Annotated in this window: 22 protein-coding genes; 7 read left to right on the forward strand and 15 right to left on the reverse strand. The window is 62.4% G+C overall.

Annotated features, from left to right (window positions below; all coding sequences use genetic code 11):
• Positions 1 to 120 precede the first annotated feature (120 nt).
• Together ACP7C6_RS02920 and ACP7C6_RS02925 are read left to right on the forward strand one after the other, a co-directional pair.
• Positions 121 to 912 carry a helix-turn-helix transcriptional regulator gene (locus ACP7C6_RS02920; RefSeq protein WP_305381788.1) on the forward strand — a complete coding sequence of 264 codons (792 nt, stop codon included), beginning with the start codon at positions 121 to 123 and terminating at the stop codon, positions 910 to 912.
• Positions 912 to 2,390: an efflux transporter outer membrane subunit gene (locus ACP7C6_RS02925; RefSeq protein WP_323986680.1), complete on the forward strand. Its 1,479-nt coding sequence runs from the start codon at positions 912 to 914 to the stop codon at positions 2,388 to 2,390. Before ACP7C6_RS02920 ends, ACP7C6_RS02925 begins: the two co-directional genes overlap by 1 nt.
• On the opposite strand, the gene ACP7C6_RS02930 is transcribed toward ACP7C6_RS02925, so the two are convergent.
• Complete coding sequence (locus tag ACP7C6_RS02930; RefSeq protein ID WP_426108240.1) at positions 2,323 to 2,727, reverse strand: RidA family protein; 405 nt, start codon at positions 2,725 to 2,727, stop codon at positions 2,323 to 2,325. The two genes, ACP7C6_RS02925 and ACP7C6_RS02930, sit on opposite strands and share 68 nt — an antisense overlap.
• A gap of 87 nt (positions 2,728 to 2,814) precedes the next feature.
• Entirely contained in the window at positions 2,815 to 4,155 is a 1,341-nt protein-coding gene (locus ACP7C6_RS02935; protein WP_426108241.1) for a PQQ-dependent sugar dehydrogenase, read from the reverse strand.
• Positions 4,156 to 4,449: 294 nt separating this feature from the next.
• Here ACP7C6_RS02935 and ACP7C6_RS02940 point away from each other — a divergent pair, with 294 nt between their 5' ends.
• A complete protein-coding gene (locus tag ACP7C6_RS02940) occupies positions 4,450 to 4,926 on the forward strand; it encodes an Sbal_3080 family lipoprotein (RefSeq protein WP_028617048.1) in 477 nt (158 codons plus the stop codon).
• Here ACP7C6_RS02940 and ACP7C6_RS02945 read toward each other — a convergent pair.
• From ACP7C6_RS02945 to ACP7C6_RS02970, 6 genes are all read right to left on the reverse strand, one after another.
• Positions 4,901 to 5,833 carry a pyridoxamine 5'-phosphate oxidase family protein gene (locus ACP7C6_RS02945; protein WP_308907735.1) on the reverse strand — a complete coding sequence of 311 codons (933 nt, stop codon included), beginning with the start codon at positions 5,831 to 5,833 and terminating at the stop codon, positions 4,901 to 4,903. The genes ACP7C6_RS02940 and ACP7C6_RS02945 overlap by 26 nt on opposite strands.
• Positions 5,834 to 5,912: 79 nt before the next feature.
• Complete coding sequence (locus tag ACP7C6_RS02950; protein ID WP_028617050.1) at positions 5,913 to 6,797, reverse strand: LysR family transcriptional regulator; 885 nt, start codon at positions 6,795 to 6,797, stop codon at positions 5,913 to 5,915.
• Positions 6,797 to 7,717, reverse strand: a complete 921-nt coding sequence (locus tag ACP7C6_RS02955) for a LysR family transcriptional regulator (RefSeq protein ID WP_028617051.1) — start codon at positions 7,715 to 7,717, stop codon at positions 6,797 to 6,799. The genes ACP7C6_RS02950 and ACP7C6_RS02955 overlap by 1 nt, the downstream gene beginning before the upstream one ends.
• A gap of 21 nt (positions 7,718 to 7,738) precedes the next feature.
• Positions 7,739 to 8,356 carry a glutathione S-transferase family protein gene (locus ACP7C6_RS02960; protein WP_426108242.1) on the reverse strand — a complete coding sequence of 206 codons (618 nt, stop codon included), beginning with the start codon at positions 8,354 to 8,356 and terminating at the stop codon, positions 7,739 to 7,741.
• A gap of 112 nt (positions 8,357 to 8,468) precedes the next feature.
• Positions 8,469 to 9,260: an ABC transporter permease gene (locus ACP7C6_RS02965; protein WP_028617053.1), complete on the reverse strand. Its 792-nt coding sequence runs from the start codon at positions 9,258 to 9,260 to the stop codon at positions 8,469 to 8,471.
• Positions 9,257 to 9,934, reverse strand: coding sequence for an ABC transporter ATP-binding protein (locus ACP7C6_RS02970; protein WP_426108243.1), 678 nt, complete (start codon positions 9,932 to 9,934; stop codon positions 9,257 to 9,259). The genes ACP7C6_RS02965 and ACP7C6_RS02970 overlap by 4 nt, the downstream gene beginning before the upstream one ends.
• A 163-nt stretch (positions 9,935 to 10,097) precedes the next feature.
• Here ACP7C6_RS02970 and ACP7C6_RS02975 point away from each other — a divergent pair, with 163 nt between their 5' ends.
• The 3 genes from ACP7C6_RS02975 (at position 10,098) to ACP7C6_RS02985 (ending at position 13,048) form a co-directional block, all read left to right on the forward strand.
• Complete coding sequence (locus tag ACP7C6_RS02975; protein ID WP_426108244.1) at positions 10,098 to 10,811, forward strand: hypothetical protein; 714 nt, start codon at positions 10,098 to 10,100, stop codon at positions 10,809 to 10,811.
• 170 nt (positions 10,812 to 10,981) lie between these two features.
• Positions 10,982 to 12,178, forward strand: coding sequence for a DUF1835 domain-containing protein (locus ACP7C6_RS02980; RefSeq protein WP_426108245.1), 1,197 nt, complete (start codon positions 10,982 to 10,984; stop codon positions 12,176 to 12,178).
• Between the two features lie 45 nt (positions 12,179 to 12,223).
• Complete coding sequence (locus ACP7C6_RS02985) at positions 12,224 to 13,048, forward strand: 5'-nucleotidase, lipoprotein e(P4) family (protein WP_311893105.1); 825 nt, start codon at positions 12,224 to 12,226, stop codon at positions 13,046 to 13,048.
• Here ACP7C6_RS02985 and ACP7C6_RS02990 read toward each other — a convergent pair.
• Positions 13,017 to 14,390: an LLM class flavin-dependent oxidoreductase gene (locus ACP7C6_RS02990; protein ID WP_426108246.1), complete on the reverse strand. Its 1,374-nt coding sequence runs from the start codon at positions 14,388 to 14,390 to the stop codon at positions 13,017 to 13,019. The genes ACP7C6_RS02985 and ACP7C6_RS02990 overlap by 32 nt on opposite strands.
• 298 nt (positions 14,391 to 14,688) lie before the next feature.
• Between ACP7C6_RS02990 and ACP7C6_RS02995 the strand changes: the two genes are divergently transcribed.
• The gene (locus tag ACP7C6_RS02995; RefSeq protein WP_028617059.1) at positions 14,689 to 15,066 is read left to right on the forward strand and encodes a c-type cytochrome; all 378 of its coding nucleotides are present in this window, start codon (positions 14,689 to 14,691) and stop codon (positions 15,064 to 15,066) included.
• A gap of 3 nt (positions 15,067 to 15,069) precedes the next feature.
• Here ACP7C6_RS02995 and ACP7C6_RS03000 read toward each other — a convergent pair whose 3' ends face one another.
• Genes ACP7C6_RS03000 through ACP7C6_RS03025 form a run of 6 tightly spaced genes read right to left on the reverse strand, consistent with a single transcriptional unit; the run spans position 15,070 to position 22,195 of the window.
• The gene (locus tag ACP7C6_RS03000) at positions 15,070 to 15,504 is read right to left on the reverse strand and encodes a RidA family protein (protein ID WP_028617060.1); all 435 of its coding nucleotides are present in this window, start codon (positions 15,502 to 15,504) and stop codon (positions 15,070 to 15,072) included.
• Between the two features lie 11 nt (positions 15,505 to 15,515).
• Positions 15,516 to 17,099, reverse strand: coding sequence for an NAD(P)/FAD-dependent oxidoreductase (locus ACP7C6_RS03005; RefSeq protein WP_426108247.1), 1,584 nt, complete (start codon positions 17,097 to 17,099; stop codon positions 15,516 to 15,518).
• A 12-nt stretch (positions 17,100 to 17,111) separates the two neighbouring features.
• Entirely contained in the window at positions 17,112 to 18,035 is a 924-nt protein-coding gene (locus tag ACP7C6_RS03010) for an ABC transporter substrate-binding protein (RefSeq protein ID WP_028617062.1), read from the reverse strand.
• A gap of 18 nt (positions 18,036 to 18,053) precedes the next feature.
• The gene (locus ACP7C6_RS03015; RefSeq protein ID WP_016978457.1) at positions 18,054 to 18,827 is read right to left on the reverse strand and encodes an amino acid ABC transporter ATP-binding protein; all 774 of its coding nucleotides are present in this window, start codon (positions 18,825 to 18,827) and stop codon (positions 18,054 to 18,056) included.
• Positions 18,820 to 19,785 (reverse strand): amino acid ABC transporter permease, encoded by a 966-nt coding sequence (locus ACP7C6_RS03020; protein ID WP_028617063.1) that lies wholly within the window; start codon positions 19,783 to 19,785, stop codon positions 18,820 to 18,822. Before ACP7C6_RS03020 ends, ACP7C6_RS03015 begins: the two co-directional genes overlap by 8 nt.
• A 16-nt stretch (positions 19,786 to 19,801) precedes the next feature.
• A complete protein-coding gene (locus ACP7C6_RS03025) occupies positions 19,802 to 22,195 on the reverse strand; it encodes a TonB-dependent receptor plug domain-containing protein (RefSeq protein WP_426108248.1) in 2,394 nt (797 codons plus the stop codon).
• Positions 22,196 to 22,410: the final 215 nt, after the last annotated feature.

The raw sequence follows: 22,410 nt of genomic DNA on the forward strand, positions 1-22,410 counted from the left end.
GGACGAATCCCCTGGCTAAATACAATCTCGACTACCGACTCTGGTGTGTGAGCAACGGATCGCCCCCGCAGTGGCCCAGAGAGTCTGTTGAAGGTTTTCGATTTCAAGGATGAGATGGCTATGAGTTTGACCAGCAGTATTGCCAACCCGCAAAGCCCGAATTTCTATGCCGAAATGGGCGAGTTAATTGCCAGTAGTGGCCAAACGGATTTCGCCGCACACATGCTGCACCTGGTGGACAAGTGGGTGTCGATCCATCTGGTGGACCTCAGCGAATGGACCCTCGACGAGCTGCGCGACCGCGTGCTCGATATCAAGCTGCTTGGCAGCGCCGGCCAGACCCAGGACCTGCCGCCGCTGGTGCTGAACTCCATGGACGACCACCCGTTGCTGCGGGAAATGCTTGGCATGCAGGATCCGCTGTTGATCCAGTTGAAGGCCAAGGCCAAGAGCGTGTTCCCGCGTGGCACCTCACACCAGTGCAACCTGGTGTCGCGCCAGGGCAACCGGCGCTGCGTGATTTCGTTTTATCGCCCACCTAACCATCGCGGGTTTTCCCTGGCCGAGTTGTCGTTTCTCAAGTGCCTGTCGGACACCCTGCTGCCACTGATCGAATGCCACGCCCAGAGCCTGCGCCAGGCGCCCCATCCCGAGGCCGAACCGGCCCACACTTTGCTGGAGCAATCCCAATTGCAGCGTGAGTTCTACAAGCGCTTGTCCCTCGGTGAAATCACCCTGTCGGCACGCGAACAAGAGGTGTGCCTGGGCCTGCTGACCGGTGGCACCGTGCCGCAAATGGCGGAAAAACTCAGCGTGAAGAACAGCTCCATCGAAACCTACCTCAAGCGCGCCGCCGCCAAGTTGGGCGTGAGTGGCCGACATGGCCTGGCCAAATGGATGGTTGGCGCCTGATGAATAAATTGAGCGCATTGGCGATGGCAGGGCTGCTTGGCGGCTGCTCGTTGATACCGGATTATCACCGGCCTGCGGCACCCGTGCCGGCGCAGTATCCCCAGGAAGGGGTGTACGCGCTGGCGCAATCCGGCACGTCGGACTGGCGGCAGTTGTTTCATGACCCGGCCTTGCAACGGTTGATTGGCGAGGCCTTGGTCAACAACCGCGACCTGCGGGTGGCGGCGCTGAACGTCGAGGCGTTCCAGGCGCAGTACCGCATCCAGCGTGCGGACCTGTTTCCGGCCGTTTCTGCCACCGGGGCCGGCCAACGCCGGCGTTTGCCGGGGGATGTGACCGGCACGGGCAAATCTGCCATTACGTCGAGCTATTCCGCGACCCTGGGCATCAGCGCCTATGAACTGGATCTGTTCGGCCGCATCCGCAGTCTCAGCGAACAGGCGATGCTCACCTACCTCGGTACCGAAGAGGCCCGGCGCAGCGCGCAGTTGAGCCTGGTGGCCAACGTCGCGAATGCCTACCTGACCTGGCGCGCCGACCAGGAACTGCTGGCCCTGGCCCGACAAACCCTGGTGGCCAACGAGCACAGCCTGCGCCTCACCAGCCGCAGTAAAACCGCCGGCAAGGCGTCGGCACTGGATGTGGTGCAAGCCAGCACCAGCGTCGAAAGCACCCGCGCCAGCGTGGCCCGTTATGAGCGCCAGGTCGCCCAGGACCTCAACAGCCTGGCTCTATTGGTGGGTGGCCCGGTGGACGAACAACTGCCGTCGCGCCCACTGGCGGATGACTTGGTCGCAAGGGTACCGGCCGGCCTGCCTTCGGACCTGCTGCAACGCCGTCCGGATATCCTCCAGGCCGAGTACCAACTGCGCGCCGCCAATGCCAATATCGGCGCCGCACGCGCTGCGTTTTTCCCTTCCGTGAGCCTCACCGCCAATGCGGGCAGCACCAGTACAGAGCTGTCGGGACTGTTCAAGGGCGGCTCCGGCAGTTGGACGTTCCAGCCGCAGATCAACCTGCCGATCTTCAACGCCGGCAGCCTGCGCGCCAGCCTCGACTACGCCAAGCTGCAAAAGGACATTACGGTGGCGCAGTACGAAAAATCCATCCAGACCGCCTTCCAGGAAGTCGCCGATGGCCTCGCGGCCCGGCAGACCTATACCGACCAGTTGGAGGCACAACGGGATTTCGTCGCGGCCAACCAGCAGTATTACAACCTGGCCGAACACCGCTACCGCAGCGGTGTGGACAGCAACCTCACCTTCCTGGATGCGCAACGTACGCTGTTCAACTCGCAGCAGGCGCTGATCGTCGACCGCCTGGCGCAGTTGGTGGCCGAGGTGAAGTTGTATACCGCGCTGGGCGGCGCGTGGGGAGAAGCCCTTGCGGACGCGGGCGGGGTTGTCGCGTTTAACCCTGAGGAATCACCGCCTCCGCCTCGATCTCGATCAACCACTCCGGCAACGACAACCCGCTGACGATAATCCACGAAGACGGCGGCGGGTTGTGCGGGAAGCGCTGCCGCAGCGCGTGTGCGATGGGTTCCTGCTGGTCGCGGGCGGACTCGGCGATATACAGCCGCAACATGATCACATGGGACAGATCACCGCCGACTTCGGCCAGCACCTTGCCGATATTGTCCAGCGCAGCGGCGGTCTGCTCGGTAATGCCTGGGCCGACCGTGCGCTCGTCCGCATCCACCCCCACCTGGCCGGACAGCATGATGCGCCGACCCTGTGGCACCTCAAGGGCCTGGCTGAAGCCGTATTGCAGGGAGTTGAATACCGTCGTGGGATTGATGACCTTTCGTTGCATGACGCTTCCTTGTTGTCGGTAGGAAAACAAGGCTAACCCAAAGGCATCGCTCAATCTGACGGTTCAACATCCCGCAACATATCGGGGTCAGGGCTTGCTCTGTGTCACCCGCCACACCGTGTTCCCCACATCATCCGCCACCAGCAATGCACCCTGCCCGTCCAGGGTCACACCCACCGGCCGGCCTTGCGCTTCGCCTTCGGCATTGAGAAAACCGGTGAGGAAGTCGACCGGTGCACCCGACGGCTTGCCCTCCTTGAACGGGATAAACACCACCTTGTAGCCCGCTTGCGGGTTGCGGTTCCAGGAGCCGTGCTCGCCGACGAACACCCCATCGGCAAAGGCAGCCGGCATGCCGCGCGCATCGGAAAAGGTCAGGCCCAGCGGCGCGACGTGAGTACCCAGGGCGTAGTCCGGCGCGATAGCCTGGGCGACCTTGTCCGGGCGTGGCGGTTGGACGCGCACATCGACGTGGCTGCCGTAGTAGCTCCACGGCCAACCGTAGAATGCACCGTCCTGCACTGAAGTGAGGTAGTCGGGCACCAAGTCGCTGCCGATTTCGTCGCGTTCGTTGACCACCGTCCACAGTTGGGTAGAACCCGGTTTCCACGCCAGGCCGTTGGGGTTGCGCAAACCGCTGGCGAACAGGCGTTTCTCGCCGCTGGCCACGTCCAGTTCCCAGATCGCGGCACGCCCCTCTTCAGCGTCGAGGCCGTTTTCGCCGACGTTGCTGTTGGACCCCACCGTCACATACAGCCGGGTGCCTTCGGGGTTGGCCAGCAGGTTTTTGGTCCAATGATGGTTGATGCCGGCCGGCAGGTCGGTGACCTTGACCGGAGTGGCGTCGATATGGGTCTGGCCTGGGGTGTAAGGCACCTTGACCACCGCGTCGGCATTGGCGATATACAAGTCGTTGCCCACCAGCGCCATGCCGAACGGCGACATCAGGCCGCTCAAGAACTCGGTCCGTACTTCGGCATGCCCATCGTGATCGGCATCGCGTAGCAAGGTGATGCGATTGGCGCTCGGTGTATCCGCGCCGACACGCCCCATCACCACACCCATCGCCGTGCGCCGTGCCCAGGCGATCACACCCGTGCCGCCGTCGGTGGCGCCTTCGGGCATGGGCGGGTGATTACTTTCAGCGACCAGCACATCACCGTTGGGCAGGGTGTAGACCCAGCGCGGGTGATCGAGGTTATCGGCCAGGGCCGTGACGGTGAAACCTTGGGGGGCGGTGGGTTGCACGCCGTCAGACCAGCCGACGGCCTTGGAGACCTTGAGCGTAGGGATCAAAGAAGTGCTGGGCTCGGGCAGTTGCGGCGCAGGCCCGACTCCGGCTTGAAACGGTATTTTGGACGCTTCGCCACAGGCACTGAGAACAGCAGCGGCGGCAATCAGGAGCGCAAGGCGGCTCGGTACATTCATGGTGCAAACCTCGGGGCAGAAACCTGAGGGAGTATTGCCCTATAACGCGCAGGTAGCCACCGGCCGTGGCGCAATTGAATGTTAACCGTGGGGCACGAATGGCATCGAAGTCTCTCTTTTGTCGGACTGCTCTTACACAACTATAGAGCTGGGGCCGCTTCGCGACACAACGGGACGGTGCGACGGTTCGACAAGCCAGCTCCCAACACATGATCCCTTGCGTCTGAAATGCTGCGCTCGCCATCAGACCTTCACTGCTATCATCAAGCCACTACTGAAGATATGGACGTCGCTATGCGCCTGATAACAGCTCCCGCTTGTTTGCTGGCCGCCTTAACCCTGGCTGGCTGCAGCATCAAGCAAACCGTCACGCCGGTTGCCTTCAGCGGCGCCCAGGCGCCTGAGATCTGCATGATCCCCGCCGAAGGCTTGCGTGCCGGGTTCAATGCCACCTACACCGCGCAGTTGCGCAGCAAAGGGTTCCAGACTCGTGAGCTGCGGCCCGGCACCCCACCGGCCAGTTGCGCGCTTTCGACGACCTACATTGGTCAATGGAGCTGGGACCTGGCGCTGTACATGAGCTATGCCGATATCCAGGTGTTTGAAAATGGCCGCCAGGTGGGCAAGGCGCTGTATGACTCGACCTCGGGTGGCGCTCGAATGGGCAAGTTTATCGATGCACAAAGCAAGATCATCGAGATGACCAACCAGTTGTTCCCGAATGCGTACTATGGTCCGGGACTGCCTACCAACTCCCCATCGCCAGACTGAACGGCGAAAACTCCGCGAACTGCCACCGCAACGCCAACGCCGCCGGGCGGCGCACCACGTGTTCCACCGTCACCGTCCACAACCGCTGGGCGCCCTCGAACAGCGCCACTTCCGGGCCGTCGAGGATCAACGTGGTACGCCCGGCCACTTGCAGCACATCGCCCGATTCAAAGTCGATGAACAACAGCCCGGCCACCGGATTGGCTTGCAGGTTGCCCAGGGTGGCGAAAAAGAGGTTGCCGGCAAAGTCGGGGATGGTCAGCACGTTGCCTTCGACCCGCACAAAACCCGTGTTGCCACCTCTATGAGAAACGTCCACCGAGCGTTGAGCGTCCACCTCGACGTAGCTGGCGACGAACAGCGTGTCGGCGTTGCGGATCAGGGTTTGGGCGGCAGCGTCCAAGTCGTTGAAGCGTTCGACCGCCGTGCCGGGTTTACGGGCAATGCCATCGACCGGGCGCAGTTGGATGTACTTGGGGCAATTGCCGAAGGTGTGTACCACGTCGACCGAAAAGCCGTCGTGATCGAGTGCACCCACACGGCCGTTCATGCGGTTACGGCGCCGAGTATTGAGGTCGATGCCCAACAGGCCGACAGCTGCCCCCTCACGCAGAGCGTTGCGGGCCGGGTCGGTCGCGGACGGCAGGCTGTCGATCTGCAGGGTCTGCGGGCCCGGCGAGTGGGCAAAGCCTGGCGCGCCTTCGATCATCGTCGCCCAAGGGATGCCCTGCTCGTCCACCGCACCCAGTATCAGGTAAGGCAACAAGGGATAGAAATCCCGGTGCTGTTCCGGCAGGTGATCGCGGATCACCTTCGGCCCGACCACGGCCATGCGGTCGGCCACGCCCACCGCCTCTTGTATGTGCCGTTCGCCGGCATGCCAGGGAGATTGTTCGATCAGGTTCATGGCAAGCACCTCAGGTTGGATGTGTCGATGCTGCACCCTGCCAGCCGGCGTGAGAATCACCACGCCAGGCAATCCACTATTACGCCAGCTGAAATGCCGGGTGTTCGCGCAGCGCCATTACGCAGTGGTCGACAAAGCTGCGCACGCGCATCGGTGCATTGCGACCTTCGCGGTACACCACCTGCACCGGCAGTGGCGGCAGTTCAAAATCCGGCAATACGCGATGCAGTTGCCTGCTCAGCAGGTGTTCGTGCACCGGATAACTCAGGCAGCGAATCAACCCCGCGCCCTGCACCGCCGCATTGATCGCACCCTGTACCGTGGCGCAGCCCAGACGGGCACGGGCCTTGAGTTGATAGCCCGGGAAATCCCAATGCACCTGATCGGCGCTGGCGATCAGCCGGTGCTGCTTGAGGTCGTCCGGGTGTTGGGGCTCGCCGTGAGCTGCAAGATAGTCGGGGCTGGCGCAGAGAATATGCCGCACCTGCCCCAGCGGCCGGGCGATCAATGACGAGTCGGGCAGTTCACCGACGAGGATGGCGACGTCGAGCCCTTCTTCGTGCAGGTTCGGGTAATAGTCGTGGTAGCTGACGATCAGGTTCACCTCGGGATAGCGGTCCAGGTAGTCGGCCAGGACCGGCGCCATCACATAACGGCTGAACAGGAACGGCAAAAACACCCGCAGATTGCCCTGGGCCTGCACATGCAGCCCCTTGGCCGAGGCTTCGGCGGCGTCCACCGCAGCGAGCAGGCGCACGCAGTCCGCCAGGTAGGCGCTGCCGGCGTCGGTAAGGCTCACGCCACGCGTGCTGCGCGCCAGCAACGGCACGCGCAAACGCGCCTCCAGGCGGGCGATCGCGCGTACCAGGGTCGGGCCGGAGACCTGTGCGTCACGCGCCGCCGACGCCAGGCTCGGCTGCCCGGCCAGCGCGGCGAACAACTGCATATCGCGATAACGCTCCATCAGCTGCGCCGTTTCATCGCAGGGTTCAGGGCGCTGTCCTGGCCCAGGCGATGGGTAAGGAAGTCGACAAAGGTGTTGATCTTGGCCGGCACCCGGCCGCTCTTCTGGAACACCACCTGGATCGGTAACGGCGCCGACTCATAGGCTTCGAGGATAATTTCCAACTCTCCCGCCGCCACCGCAGCTGCGACCTGATAGGACAACACCCGCGTCATGCCCCAGCCCAAGCGCGCCAGGTTGATGGCCGCATTGTTCGCCGTGACCACCAGACGTGGCTCGATGGTCACAGTCAAGGGTTGGCCGCCGTCCACAAATTCCCAGCCACTCACCAAGGAACTGGACGACGACGTGGCGATCTTGGCCTCATGCAACTGCGACGGATGCGTAGGCCGCCCGTGCTGTTCGAGGTACGCCGGCGATGCGCAGACCACCCGGCGCACTTCGCCGACCTTGATCGCCTGCTGCCCCGGTTCATGCAAGTGACCGATACGCACCGCCACGTCCACACCTTCGTCGGTCATGTTGACCACGCGATCGACCAGTAAGGCGTTGATGTTCACCAAGGGGAACCGGTCCAGGTATTCCCCCAGTACCGGTGCCACATACAGCTCGCCGAACAGTACCGGCGCAGTCACGGTCAGGTGACCACAAGGGATGGAATAACTGCCTGCCGCCGCTTCCTCGGCCTCATCGAGCTCGGCCAGGATGCGCCGACAATCTTCCAGGTAACGCTGGCCGGCTTCGGTCAAGTGCAGGCTGCGGGTGGTGCGCGCCAGCAGCTGAGTGCCGATGCGTTCCTCCATGGCGGCGATGGCCCGCGTCACACTGGGTGGCGAGGTTTTCAGGCGACGCGCCGCGGCGGCGAAGCCCTCCTCCTCGGCCACCGCCAGGAACACCTGCATTTCATGAAATCGGTCCATCGGCACGCCTCTAGAAAGTTATTACGACTGCAAGCCCACCGCCGTGCGCGGCATGCCCACGAACCCCGGCAACGCCTCGATGCTGGCGAGCCAGGCGCGCACCTGAGGGTAGTCGGCCAGCGACACATTGCCTTCTGGCGCATGGGCGATGTAGGTGTAGAAGGCCACATCGGCAATGGTCGGCTGCTCACTGGCCAGGAAGCGGCTTTGGCCCAGCTGCGTTTCCATCAGTTTCAGCAACGCGTGGGACCGGCTGATTGCGGCGGCGGTGTCCACCTGGGCACCAAACACCAGGGCAAGGCGTGCAGTCGCGGGCCCTGCGTGGAGTTGCCCGGCGGCGGCCGAGAGCCAACGCTGCACACGGGCCTGGCCCACCGGGTCGCTCGGCAGCCACTGGCCTTTGCCGTAGGTGTTCGCCAGGTAGACCAGGATCGCATTGGAGTCCGCCAGTACCACACCGTTGTCATCGATGGCTGGCACCTGGCCGAAAGGGTTGATGGCAGCAATGAACTCGGGCGCTTTGTGGGCGGCTTGCTTGAGGTCCACCAACACATAGTCCGTGGGCAAGCCGAGCAGCGACAGCATCAGCTCGACGCGGTGGCTGTGGCCGGACAACGGGAAACCGTAAAGTTTGATCATGAGGGGCTCCAATAAAGTGGGGTATCAACGCCCCGCATGTTCCGCCGCTGCACCAACCGTTGGAATCACCAGGATTTACAATCCAGCATTTCACCCGATGAAACAATCCCGTTCAGCGCTCTTCAAGCCTATCCCGCAAAAACCGATGGCTCACGGAAAACAACCGCCGATACGTGAGCAACACCGCCCCCACCGTGCCCAGCGCCGACGCTGCGGCAATCAGAAACATGATCACGATCTGATACCGCACCGCATCCACCGGGCTCTCCCCCGCCAGCACCTGCCCGGTCATCATGCCGGGCAGGCTGACGATGCCTACGACGGTCATCTGGTTCAACGTCGGGATCATCCCGGCGCGCACGGCCTGGCGGATGGCTTCCTGCGCCGCCTCCCAGCGCGAGCCGCCGAGGGCCAGGATCATTTCGATGGTGTTGCGGCCCGACGTCAGCTCCTGGGTCATGCGTTCGATCCCCAGGGACACGCCGGTCAGGGTGTTGCCCAGGATCATGCCGAGGATCGGAATTGCATACTGCGGCTCGTACCACGGGTGGATGCGAATCACCGCAAACAAGCCCACCGCCGTCACCAGCCACGAACTGCCCCACACCGATAGGATGCTGTCCACACGCTGCCCCCGGTAAGTGCGCCGCCCGCGCCCCGCCGCCGAGATGCCGGCGATCAAGGTCATGGCGCACATCAACGGCAGCACCACGTACCAATAAGCAAATTCGAACACCCAGCCCAGCAGGTAACCGATGGCCAGCAGTTGCACCACGGTGCGCACCGCCGCCCACAACAACTGGCGCTCCAGGCCCAGGCGCAGCAGCAGGGAAAGCGCGCCGTTGATCAGGATCAGCGAGGCGGCGATGCCCATGTCCAGTGCGGTGAGATTTTGATAGTTCATGGCTGGGCCACTGCGCTCAATACACCGGCGCTCATCTGCAAATGGATGTCGCTCATGCGCCGCGCCTGTTCCAGGTCGTGGGAGACCCAGATACAGGCGCGGGAGGGATCCCCGGCAAACCAGGCGTGGATCAGCGCTTCCACTTCGCGGGATGAGGTGGGGTCGAGGGCGGCGGTGGGCTCGTCCAGCAGCAGCACTTCGGGATTGAGTTGCAGAGTGCGGATCAACGAAACTACCTGGGACTCACCGCCCGACAGGTCGGCGGCGCGCTTGGCCAGAAAGTCAGGATTCTTGCCGGCGTGGCCCAGCAGTGTGGTCACCGTCGTAAGGTCAAAGTGGCGTTTGCGCGACGTCTTGAGGCTGAAGGGGAAACGCAGGTTGTCTTCCACGGTGCCGTCGAGCAGCGCCGGACGTTGCGACAAGTAGCTGATGTGGCAGCGGTAGTGGGGAATCTGCGCGTTGTTAATCGGCTGGCCATTCCACAGGATCTGCCCGGAACTGGGCGCATCCAGCAGGGCGAGTGCGCGCAGGAACACGCTTTTGCCGGAGCCGGATGAGCCGGTGATCGACACGCGATCGGCGGCATTCAAGGTGAAATCGGTGGGCTGGAGCAAGGCTACCTGGCGGCGCTCGTCCATGCGCGTGAGGGCGCGGGTTTCGATCAGTGCGCTCATGAACGCGGTGTTCCTCTGAATCTGGAGGGTGCAATGGTGAGGCACACTGGCCGGGATTTCATTCAAAAAATTCAAACTTATGTGCATGACCCGATGCGCGCAGACGGCCTGGGCAAAGCACATCCTGCTCGCTAGACTTGCGCCCCTATAAAAAGGAGCCCTCATGGACGAACAGAAAGCATCCGATGCCCCCGTTTCCCGCTTGAGCGCAGCGTGGTTGTGGCGACTGATAAAGCGTCAAAGCCTGCCGATCATGCTGTTGTTGTTCGCGCTGTTTTACTCAAACGGCTACGCCTATCTGGAAACGTATAACAACGCGCTCGGCGTACCCGTCAACCGTCTCGGCTACGACGCTTATCACTACGTGGTGTACGGCGGAAACGACATTCTGGTCAAACTGGCTGCCTTGCTTATCTTCACCGCAGCGGTCCTGGTTTTCGCCTGCCTGATGTACTTCACCGAAAACCCTGACCGTGTTTTACCCACCCGGGAATTGGGCCCTCACACACGTCGCTATCGGATGCTGCGCAGGCTGGAGAAGAGCTACAGAAAAGCCACGACGCCGATATCCGGCGCACTGCTGATCAGTCTTCTGGCATTTTTCGCCTGGATCATCTGGTCGCTGGCGTACGCGCAGTCGATGGCGCATGGCAAGCTGAGGGCCTACGAAGTGATTCATGATTGCACGCCATCAATCCTCCAGCTCAACAACCTCGATGTGGTCACGGCCTGTATCGTCGGCGAAAGCGACGATATGTTGTATCTGGTGGAAAAACACAGGGAGGGCGGCGAAATCCAGTTTCAGAAACGCCGAGTTCCCAAAGACCGTATTCATTCGACCACAGGACCCACTACGCTGCTGAAAAAGCCCGACTGACCCCTGTGGGAGCCGGACATTTGCAATCGGGCGCAGCACTGCCTATATTTCCCGCCTGGCGCTCTCTACGCCACCTTCCGCGGAAAGGGCTGCGCCCAAGACACTGCAACACCCTCTTTTTTCTACGACTCCCCACCTTGAAGCGGAAAAGGTTTGTGCAAGGAGATCGTATGTCCCGTCACTTCAATTCCGATGGCCGCCTCAACCTTGAACAGCAGCGCAAGCGTGCCAAGGAACTGCTGCCACGCCTCAAAGCCCAAGACCCGAACGCGACCTTGTCCTTGGCCCAATGGGAAATCGCCAAGCAGCTGGGTTTCAGCAGTTGGCCAAAGCTCAAGGCGCATATCGATGCTATCGCCTTCGCCGCCCGCCACCCCGACTTTACTGCCAGCGACGAAGCCCGCACCACCCATTGGCGCTGCGGCAATGACATTGCCCACAGCCTGCAGCTGGCGGGGTTCAAGGGACAGTTTCGGATGCTCACCGACCCGCTGTGCATGGGCCCGGTCCGCGATCTGCCCAGCCAAGCCTTCCGCGCCATGCGCAGCGCTTTTATCAGCCAGGCCTTTGCCATCGATGAAGCTGATGCGGCACGTCGTGTCGATGCTGAATACGACCACCTCGAAGCCTTGGCCAGCGCCGATCACAGTGTGCTGTGGTGCGAAGCGGATGCGTATGACCAACTGTTCCTGGTTCGCGCACTGGCGGGTCTTGAGCAAGCACCGCGCAAGCTGGAACTGATCGAGGTCGACCGCATTCCCGGCGTGCAGCGTTTTATCGGCATCGGCCAACTGGCGCCGGATGTGTTGGCCTGGCTGTGGCCGCAACGGCGCTTGATCGATGATGACGCCGTGCAACTCGCCAAAGAGGCCTGGTCGGCATATTGCGACAGCTCGCCAGTCAAGTGGGCGCAATTGGCCCATGGCAGCCATCCCGCCTTGCCATTGCTGGCCCCGGCGCTGTTGCGTCAGTTGCAGGAGTTGCCAGGTCTGCGCGATGGGCTGTCGCTGACCGAACGCCTGACCCTGACTTACCTCGCCGAGGCTGGACCAACGCCATTCGGCCGGGTCTTTGCAGAGTTGATGGCCAAGCGCGAACCGCTACCGTTTCTGGGGGACATGATGTTTCACGCGCTGCTGCGGCCGCTAATCGATGGCGACAACCCTTTGCTGACGGCCACCGAGACGCACCTGGAATGGCCACGCCAGGTGCTGGCGTTGACTGCGCTGGGGCAAACCGTGCTCAACGGCCATGCCCACTGGCGGGATCATGCCAGTCATGCGCGATGGGTGGGGGGTGTATGCCTGCGACCTGGCCAGCCGCATTGGGCGATTGATGAAAACATCCTGCCTGTATGGCGCCCGTGATTAGGCTAATGTGCGCCCATCCAACTTTCATCTGCGAGACTGTCCATGCGTAACCTGATCTTCGCCAGCCTCTGCCTGCTGGCGGGCTGCCAACAAACGCCACCCGCCAACGACCAACTCGACGCCGTGCTCTGGACACAGACCTCCATCGAGCATGAGCTGATCTACCGTCAGCTCTTCGCCAATGCCACCCGCCAACTCGACGTGGCGCTGGCTGATCCGACCTGGGACGCCCTGCCCTTCCCCCCGCGCAACCTCAAAGGGTTGCCGCCGGCGATCGTGGTCGATATCGACGAAACCCTGCTGGACAACGTGCCGCTCAACGCCCGCGATGTGGTCAACAACCAGGTTTATTCCTACGACCGCTGGAACACCTGGGTCGACCAGGCCAAGGCCCAGGCATTGCCCGGCGCAGTCGCCTTCGTGCAAGCGGCCCAGCAGAAAGGTATCGCGGTCTACTACCTGACCAACCGTGAACACAGCCAGGTCGCCGCCACCGTGAAAAACCTGCGCCTGCGCGGTTTCCCGGTGGAAAGCGACGTACGTGTCCTCGCCGCCAGCACGCCCACCGGCCATTGCGAAAGCGCCGGCTACGGCAAGAACTGCCGCCGCCAATGGGTCGCCGCCCATGCCCGCGTGTTGTTGATGGCCGGTGATTCCCTGGGGGATTTCGTCCAGGCCGAGCACAACACCGTCGCGGATCAACGCAAGGCCGTGGCGCCTTATGTGAACTGGCTGGGGCAGCGCTGGTTTCTGTTGCCCAACCCGACGTATGGCAACTGGTACAGCGCGCCGTATGGGGATGATGAGAAGTTGCCGTTTGAGCAAAAACGCAAGCTCAAGCAACAGGCGTTGCAGTTGCAGCAATAGCCCGCGCGGCTGAACGGGCCTGGGATGCTGCCGTATGCCGATTCACCGGCACCGGCAGCCCCAAGTGCCCGCGCAACGTGCTGTGACTGTACTCACTGCGAAACAACCCGCGCTCGCGCAACAGCGGCAACACCTGATCGGTAAACCGCGCAAAGTCCTCCGGCGCGCCCACATGGATGTTGAACCCATCCACCGCGCGCTCCACAAACCAGCGCTCGATCTCATCCGCCACGGTCTTGGGCGAGCCGACGAAACTGGAAAACGGCTTGGCAAACCGCAGCGCCGCCTGACGCAACGTCAGACCCTGTTCACGGGAGACTTGCTTGATGTTCTCCGCATGCCCGCGATAGCCATTGCTGCCCAAGTCACCCAATTCCGGAAACGGCTCATCCAACGGATATTGGCTGAAGTCGTGGTAATTGAATGGCCGGCCTAACTGCACCAACGCTTTGTGCAGATCTAGCTCGCCATTGCGCTCGCGGTCGATGGCCTGGGCCTGCTCATCGGTATCCGCAATGATTGGCGAAATACCCGGCAGGATGGTTACGTGGTCAGGGTTACGTCCAGCGGCGGCGGTACGTTTTTTGATGTCGCTGTAGTACGCCTGGGCATCTTCGAAATTGCCCACGCCGGCAAAAATTCCCTCGGCATAGTTCGCCGCCAGGCTGCGCCCGGATTCGGAGATTCCCGCCTGGAAAATCACCGGTTGGCCTTGGGCTGAACGGGCTATATTCAGCGGCCCGGTGACCGAGAAAAACTCGCCGTGGTGATCGAGGCGGTGTTGGCGCTGCGGGTCGAGGAACACCTTGGTTTGCTTGTCACGCACAAAGGCGTCGTCTTCATAGGAGTCCCACAAGCCCTGCACCACCTCCAGGTGTTCGGCTGCGCGGCGATAGCGCTCGGTGTGGTCGATGTGTTGCTCGCGGCCAAAGTTACCGGCCGCGCCTTCCAAGCCGGTGGTGACCACGTTCCAGCCGGCGCGGCCGCCGCTGATGTGGTCCAGGGACGCAAACTGCCGCGCCACGTTGAAGGGTTCGGTATAGGAGGTCGTAAGGGTCGCCACCAGGCCGATTTTCGAGGTCGCCCCGGCGATTGCCGAGAGCAGCGTCAAGGGCTCCAGGCGGTTGAGGAAATGCGGCGCGGAATCCGGGGTGATGTAGGGGCTGTCGACGATGAACACCAGGTCGAACTTGGCCGCTTCTGCCTGCTGGGCCTGGGCGCGGTACCAGTCGATATCCACACTGGCATCGCCGGGGATCTGCGGGTGCAGCCATTCGTTTTGTGCAGTGCCGACACCGGTGAGAATGGCGCCGAATTTGAGTTGCCGGGGTGAGGTGGGCATCAGGGTATTCCTCCGTGGATGGCCGCGGTGCTGGCCTATGGAGATCGACCTTAATGCCCGCGAGCGGGGCTTGTGAAAGGCTTTGTAGATCTATGCTAATTATTAAAATTACTGATCTAAACCCAGCAAAAACCTCCGAAACAGGCATAACAAACAACAGCGCTGTCGCGGGCCGTTGAAGCGGCTTTGGACACGATCATGAGAAAACAAGGAGAATGGCGACCTTTCAAACTCAACGCGCTGGCATCAGGTTCTTCCCTCGATCCCAATCTGATTCAAGCCACAAGGTCATATGGATATGAAACGGGTACTTATCGCTTGGCTCGGCCTGTTATCGCTCACCCAACCCTCACTGTCCTTCGCGGATAACCTCAACGGGAAAACTCTCTTTTCCCAGCGGTGTGCGATGTGTCACGGCGCCGATATCAAAGGCACAGGTCCCTTGGCCAACAAGAGCAATCCCCCCACCCCCGACCTGACCACCGCCGCGTTCAAAAAACGCCTGAATGATTATCCAGGCGTTATTGTCTCGTCGATCATCCTTCGTCCCAATGGCGACTTGATCCCAAGAACCTTGCGAGAGAACGGCGTGAAGCTGGCACCGTTCGCTTGGAGGGTTAACGACTTCCGCGATTTGAACCAGTACATGAGCAGTGTGATTGCAAAAAGTCGATGAGTCTCACACCGCTCTTGCCGCGATCGCCTCCACTTCGACCAACGCGCCGGGCAACGGCAATGCCACCACCTGCAACGCCGTGCGCGCCGGTTTATTCGGTTGCTCAGGCGTGCCAAAGAACTGTGTGTAGCCCGCCTGCAAGCCGGCGAAATCCAGCTTGCCGCCTGTCTCTTCGGCTCCTACCAGAAACACCCGCAACTGCACGATGTCGCCCAGGTCCAGGTCTTGCTGGCGCAAGATCTTGCGCAGCTTGTTGAACACCGACACCGTCTGCACTTCGGTAGAGCCATAGGCGGCCGGCGTGCCCGCCGGGGCGTTTGCGTCGTGCAGATCAGGCAAGGTGCCGCTGACAAAAATCAGGCTGGCGGAAGCCGGTACGGTGACCGTCTGCGAGATTGGGAAATCGCCGACGCTGGTACGTTGAATGCTGTTGCTCAAGATGACTCTCCTTATGAAGCGGCAAGTGCCGCGCTGTGCCGTTGTTGGGTAACCCGTTCCGCCAGCAGCCCGACCACATGGCGCGCCGAATTGGCCGCCGATTCCTGCCAGATGCCCACGCCGCTTTGCACCAACCCATCACCGGCAAAGTACACACGGCCGTAGCCGGCTTCGAGCAAGGCGCTGGCGTCGGCCGGGAAGTGTTCGCGTTGCAGCCACGGGCCTTCGCTGTAGGGGATCTGTTCCCAGGACACCGCCAGCGGATTGCGCAGGTGTTTGGAATAGCCGGGGTGCAGCAGCTCCACAGCTTCTTTCGAGGTGGCGTACTGCTGGTCGAACGGTTGCGCACCAAATACGTCGGCGCCCTCCCCGGTCACATAGCCCGCCACCAGCAAGCCTTCGCGGGTGTTGAGGTCATTGCTCGGGTACCACAGCAGGCGCGCCGGGTGTTCGATCCACGACAGGCCCCCGTAGGTGCGGTAGTCGGTTTCCCAGAATCGCGGCGACTGCCACGCCACTTTGGTTGCCTGGTCGCTGCGGGTGCTGAGCAAGGCGGCCTTGATCGGGTCGCTGAAGTCAGTGTCGAGCTTGGCCAGCAGCGGCAACGGCAGGGTCGAGATCAGGTAATCGGCACGTACCACTTGTTCGCGACCGCTGAGCTTGTCGTGATAAGTAACGGCTACACCGTCTTCCAATTGGCGGATCTGCCGCACCTGGGCGCCCAGTTGCACCTGGCCCCGGACGCGCTTGTAGAAGGCATCCGTGATGCGGTCCATACCGCCCACCGGCTGGAACATGGTGGCGGAGAACTCCGGGAACTCCGTGTGCAGCAACGCGCCCCACAGCTCCGGATGCAGCAGTTGATCGAGTGATAACGGGCTACGACTGGCGGGCAAGGCGCCGGGGTGCGCAGGTGATTCCAGGTGCCCCGAACGGATCGTGCCCTCGAAGGCCAGCGCCTGTGACAGGTCGCCATACACCTGCAGGAACGCCAGCAATCGCCTGCGTTCCTCACCGCTCAATACATCATCGAGGGCATCACGCTGCACCGCCTTGGCCAGCAAGCCGGACACATGCCCCCGTGCATCGTTGATGGCCTGGCCCACCGTGAATGCCGGCTTGCTCACATCCGGCCGCACCTGGGCGCCATGGCTGCTGTTGACCAGCACCTCCAGCGGCACGCCCAACTCGCTGCAATAGTCGAGAATGGTGCGATGCTGGCTGGGAATCCGCGCCGGCCCGGCGTTGAAGTAGTGCCCTTGTTCGAACGTTGCGGTTTGCGTGCGGCCGTCCTTGTAATCCACGCGATCGCCGTTGCGGATCGTCCAGGTGCGGCCGCCCACGCGGTCACGCGCCTCCAGCACTTGCACCTCGAACCCGGCGCGGCTCAACTCCAGTGCCGTCACCAGCCCCGCGATCCCGGCGCCCAACACCAGCACGCGGGTGCCCTGCCCCAGGCCTTCCTTGAGTTTCAGCGGTCGCGGGCGACGGTGTGACGACGGCCCCAGGCCCAATGCCGCCAGTGCCTCCTTGACTGCCTTTTCGCCGCCTACCGCAGCAATGCTCGACAGCGCTTCACGTCGTGTCAGTCCCATGTTCGATGCTCCTTAATCCGGCAGGCCCGGTGGGTTGATCAACGACTGGTCGACGCGCTCGATATCCAGGCCCCAGCGCTGCAGCACCTGTTCGTATTGGCCGCCGGCAATCGCGCCTTCCAGGGCGGTGTGGATCGGCTTGACCAGGCCGTTGTCCTTGCGCGTGGTCACCGCGATGTCGGCTTTTAAAGGCCAGCCACCATTGACCGTGCCGACAAGCTTGATACCTCCGGTGATTGCCGCCGAATAGGCGTACACCGAGTTAGGCCCGAACAGCGCATCGCTGCGCCCGGATTGCACCGCCAGTTGCGCGGCGGCCTGGTCGTCGAAGTACTGCAACAGCGCCGGCTTGAGGCCGGCTTTTTCATTAGCGTCGTTCCAGGCCAACAGGACTTTTTCCTGGTTGGTGCCGGAGCCAACAATGATCTTCAGCCCGGCAATGTCTTCGGCCTGCTTGATCGCGCTGATCTTGCTGGTGCTCTTCACATAGAACCCGAGCACGTCCTGGCGATAAGTCGCGAAGTCGAAACGCTTCTTGCGCGCCTCGGTCACCGTGACGTTACTGATCACCGCGTCGTACTTGCCCGAGCTGACGCCCAGGGGCCAGTCTTCCCAGCTGGTCTGCACCACGTTGAGTTGTAGGCCCAGGCTGTCGGCGACCAGTTGCGCAGTGTCGGCCTCGCTGCCGATGGTGGTTTTGTCATCGCTGGCCAGCAGCGCCAGAGGCGGCCCGGCCACACCGGACACGGCCACGGTGAACTTGCCCGGCTGGGCGAACTTGAAGCCCGGCGGGATCTGCGCGATGGCCGCTTCGTTACGCGGTACATGAATGCGCGCACGGTCGGGGCTGAGGTCGACCTGTTGCACGGCGAACGCGCTTTGTGCGGTGCTGACGGCCAGCGTCAACAGGGCGATACGGGCGGTAGAGATAATCATGGGCAGTCACTCCTTGAACTAAAGCACCTTGCCGAGAAAAGCCACGGTGCGGGGATGTCGGGGTTGGCGGAAAATCTGCTCGGGCGGCCCTTCTTCGATCAACTGGCCGTCGCAGAGGAACACCACGTGATCGGCCACTTCACGGGCAAAGCCGATTTCGTGGGTGACGATCACCAGGGTCACGCCCAGTTGGGTCAGGCCCTTGATCACATCGAGCACTTCGCCCACCAGCTCCGGGTCGAGCGCCGAGGTGGGTTCATCGAACAGCAGCACTTTGGGGTCCAGCGCCAAGGCGCGGGCGATGGCGACACGCTGTTGCTGGCCGCCGGAGAGCTGGCGCGGGTAGGCATCGACCTTATCCGCCAGACCCACCTTGGCCAGCAGCTCGGCCGCCTTGGTTGGGGCCTCGGCCTTGTTCCAGCGCTTGTGGGCCAGGGGCGCCTCAGCGACGTTCTCCCAGGCGGTGAGGTGCGGGAACAGGTTGAAGTTCTGGAACACAAAGCCCACGTCGATGCGGCGCTTGAGAATTTCGCGCTCTTTGAGCTCGTAGAGCAGGTCACCCTTGCGGCGATAGCCGACGTATTCACCGTCGATGGTGATATGCCCGCTGTCGATCTTTTCCAGGTGGTTGATGGTGCGCAGCAAGGTGGACTTGCCCGAGCCGGATGGCCCGAGGATCACCGTGACCTTGCCCGGATCGATGGTCAGGTCGATGTCTTGCAACACCTGTTGGTTGCCAAAGCGCTTGCCCACGCCCTGGATCTGAATGCGCCCGGCGCGTGCTTCAGCCATGGGTTTTCTCCTTCAACCAACCGCGTAGGCGTTGCAACGGCGTGGGCGGCAGCACCCGTGCGGTGCCACGGGCGAAATGGCGCTCGACGTAGTACTGCGCGCTGGTCAGCACAGTGGTGATGATCAAGTACCAGACCGTCGCCACGATCAGCAGCGGGATCACCGCCTGGGTGCGGTTGTAGATGACCTGCACGGTGTAGAACAGCTCAGGCAAGGCCAGCACATAGACAATCGAGGTACCCTTGACCAGGCCGATGATTTCATTGAAACCCGACGGCAGGATCGAACGCAGCGCCTGCGGCAGGATGATCCGGAAGATCCGCCGCGAAGCCGGCAAACCCAACGCCGCAGCGGCTTCATGCTGGCCGGCGTCCACACCGATCAGCCCGCCGCGAATGATCTCCGCCGCGTACGCCGCCTGCATCAGGCTCAAGCCCAATACGGCCACGGTGAACTGGCTGAGCACGTCCACGGTGGACCACTCGGCGAACACCACCGAGGTGAACGGCACGCCGAGCACGATGTGGTCATACAGGTAGGCAAAGTTGTACAGGATGATCAGCACCAGCAACGCCGGCATCGAGCGGAAGAACCAGATATAGCCCCAGGCCAACGCCGCCAGCAGCGGCGAGCCTGACAGTCGCGCCAACGCCAGCGCCGTGCCGAGAATGATGCTGAACACCGTGCTCAACAGCGTCAGCAACAGCGTCTGCCCCAGCCCACGCAGCACCGACGGCGAGAAAAACCACTGGCCGAACACACCCCACTCCCAGCGCGGGTTGGTGGCCAGGGAATGCACGATGGCCAGCAGCACCAGCGCCGCGAAGATCGACCCGGCCCAGCGCCAGGGATGCCGTGCGGGCACCACTTGCAGGGCCTTGATCGGCGTGGAGACACGGGCCTGGCGCACCGGGCTGGGCGAGTCAATCAGGTCATAGGATTTGGCGACGATGGGCATGGTGTGTTCCTCGGCCTCAGAAGGCATAGGTCAAGCGGGTGTAGTAGTACCCGCCGGTAAAACCGTAGGGCGAATAGACGCCGTAACTGCTGACCATGGTGCTGCTCGGCACCCCTTGTTTCTTGGGGTAGATATCGAACAGGTTCTTGGCGCCAACAGCGATATTCAGGTCTTTGGTGAGGTTGTAGCCAAGGTCGAGATCGGTGATCCACTTGGCACTGTAGATACGGTCCAGGTCGCGATTGGCCGACGCGTTCACTTCTTTGTAGGAACCGTAGCGAGTCAGGGCCAGGTTGAGGTTGAAGCGATCGATGCTCCAGTCGCCGCCGAGGATCAGCTTGGTGCTGGGCTGCACGCCGGTGATCAGGTTGCGCGCCTCGCGGTTCATCAACTCGTAGGACGTGCCCAGGATATTGGTGGACTCCTTGTAGTTGAGGATCCGCGTCTGGTTCCAGTTGAACGCGGCGGTCCAGTTCACCGCGCCGTACTGGCCGAGGTCCTGGCTGTAGTTGCTGACCAGGTCCAGGCCTTTGGTGCGGGTGTCGGCGCCGTTGATGAAGTACTGGCCGCCGGAGGTGGAGTTGATGCCGTTGTTCTGCAATACCTGGGTGATCTCGGGGCCGAGCAAGGTGCCGGTGAGCGTGATGCGATCGCGCAGGTTGATCACATAGGCATCGGCGGTGAAGCTCAGGCGATCAGTGGGCGTGAGGGTGAAACCGAGGCTGAAGTTGGTTGAGCGCTCCGGCTTCAACTCCTGGGCGCCGAGGGCCTGGGCGGCAGCTGAGCCCACCGGCAACACGCCGTAGTTGATCGACTGGTACACGCCGTCAACCACGCCATACGTGGTGGAGCGCGCACTGAACAGGCTGTTGGCGAGGGACGGCGCGCGGAAGCCGTTGCTGACAGTGGCGCGCACGGCGAACTGCGGGGTGAAATCATAACGGGTGGTCAGCTTGCCGCTGCGGGTGGCGCCGACGCCCTGGTTGTAGTGTTCGTAGCGGAACGCCGTGCCAACGTACCAGTCGGGCACCGGGTTGAAGCCCACATCGACATAACTGGCCAAGCTGTTGCGCGACGCGCTGCTTTCTTCATCCGGCGAAATGCCGTTGGTGACCTGCGCGCCCGACGACGCACAGTTGCCCGGCGCCACGCAGTAGCCGCCATTGGCATAGGACTCATAATCGCCGGCCTGCACCTCATAGGTGTCGCGCCGATGTTCGAAGCCGACGCTCAGGTCCAAGGGTTTTTGCAGGCCGATATCGAAGCCGCGCTTGAAGTCGAGGTTGGTGGTCAGCTCGGTGGAAATCCAGGTGCCGGAGGTGAAGTGATTCGGCGTGGCCTCGCCCAACGACGGGTTCTGGTTATGGGTGGTGCCCTGCTCCGCGTCGTTACGCCCGTAGGTGGTGGACAGGTCCCAGTCCCACTCGCCAATGGTGCCTTTACCGCCGAATGCCGCCTGGAAATCGTCTTCATCAATGAACCAGGTCGGCGTGTAGCCAGCGGGATAACCGTTCGGCCCGGTGGTGATGGTGTTGGTGATGGTCGGCAGGCGAAAGTTCTGGCCCTGCTCGGCCTTGCGGCGAGAATAGGTGGTAAAGGAGTACAGGCTGAAGCTGTCATCGATCGGCAGTTCGGCGTTGTAGCCCAGGGTCAGCAGGTTGGTCTTGGGTGTGCCGTAGCCACCATAAGTCGACCGCCCGGCTTGCTCGTAGGCTTGCGCGTAGCTGTAGCCGTTGGCGCTGGCCTTGTTGTCGTCATTCTGGCTGCGGGCGTCCAGGGCCAGTTGGACAATGCCGCCGTTGCCGATCTCGAAACCCTTGTTGAGGCTTTGCTGCACGGTCTGTTTCTTGCCGTCATAACCCTGGCCGACGTTGGTCACCGAGGTGCCGCTGGTGTCGGCCTTGAGGATCACGTTGATCACCCCGGCAATGGCGTCGGAACCGTATTGGGCGGCGGCGCCGTCGCGCAGGACTTCCACGTGATCGATGGCACTGATAGGGATCAGGTCAAGGTCGGCCGGGGCTGCGCCGGTGTTGATGCCGTTGATGTTGAGGGTGGCAGCGGTATGACGGCGCTTGCCGTTGACCAGCACCAGCACTTCGGCGGCGCTCAGGCCACGCAGGTTGGGGGCGCGGGCGATGCCGCTGGCGTCCCAACCGGTTTTTTCCGGCAGGGTCAGGGACGGGATCACGGCGCTCAGGGCTTCCATGAGGCCGGGCTTGCCGGTGTTCTGTAATTGCTTGGCGCTGACTACATCGATCGGCACCGGACTGCTGGTGACGGTGCGCTGCTCGGCGCCGCGGTTGCCGGTGACCACTACGGTGGACAGGGTGCTGTCGTCCTGGGCTTGGGCGGTGTTGGCCAGGATGGCCAGGGCCAGTGCGGCGGTGGGTTGTAGGGCTCGCTTCATATGCATTCCTGCGTTTCCAAATCGCGAAGTCGGGCAGTCACGCGGGTGGGCGCGGTGCTCGGGTTTTTTCTGGGGTGTCAGGGCGATTTGGGGCTAGGTGTGGGGCGAGGTTTGAATTGGCAACATACGTTGAACTCCCTTCCAACGATTCTGCTGCGGGGTGGCAGCGCAGAATCCGAATCTAGATTGGTACCATCCGAGGTCAGGGGTAGGCT

It is taken from the genome of Pseudomonas sp. TWR1-1-4 (assembly GCF_049897165.1).
Lineage (GTDB): Bacteria > Pseudomonadota > Gammaproteobacteria > Pseudomonadales > Pseudomonadaceae > Aquipseudomonas > Aquipseudomonas canadensis.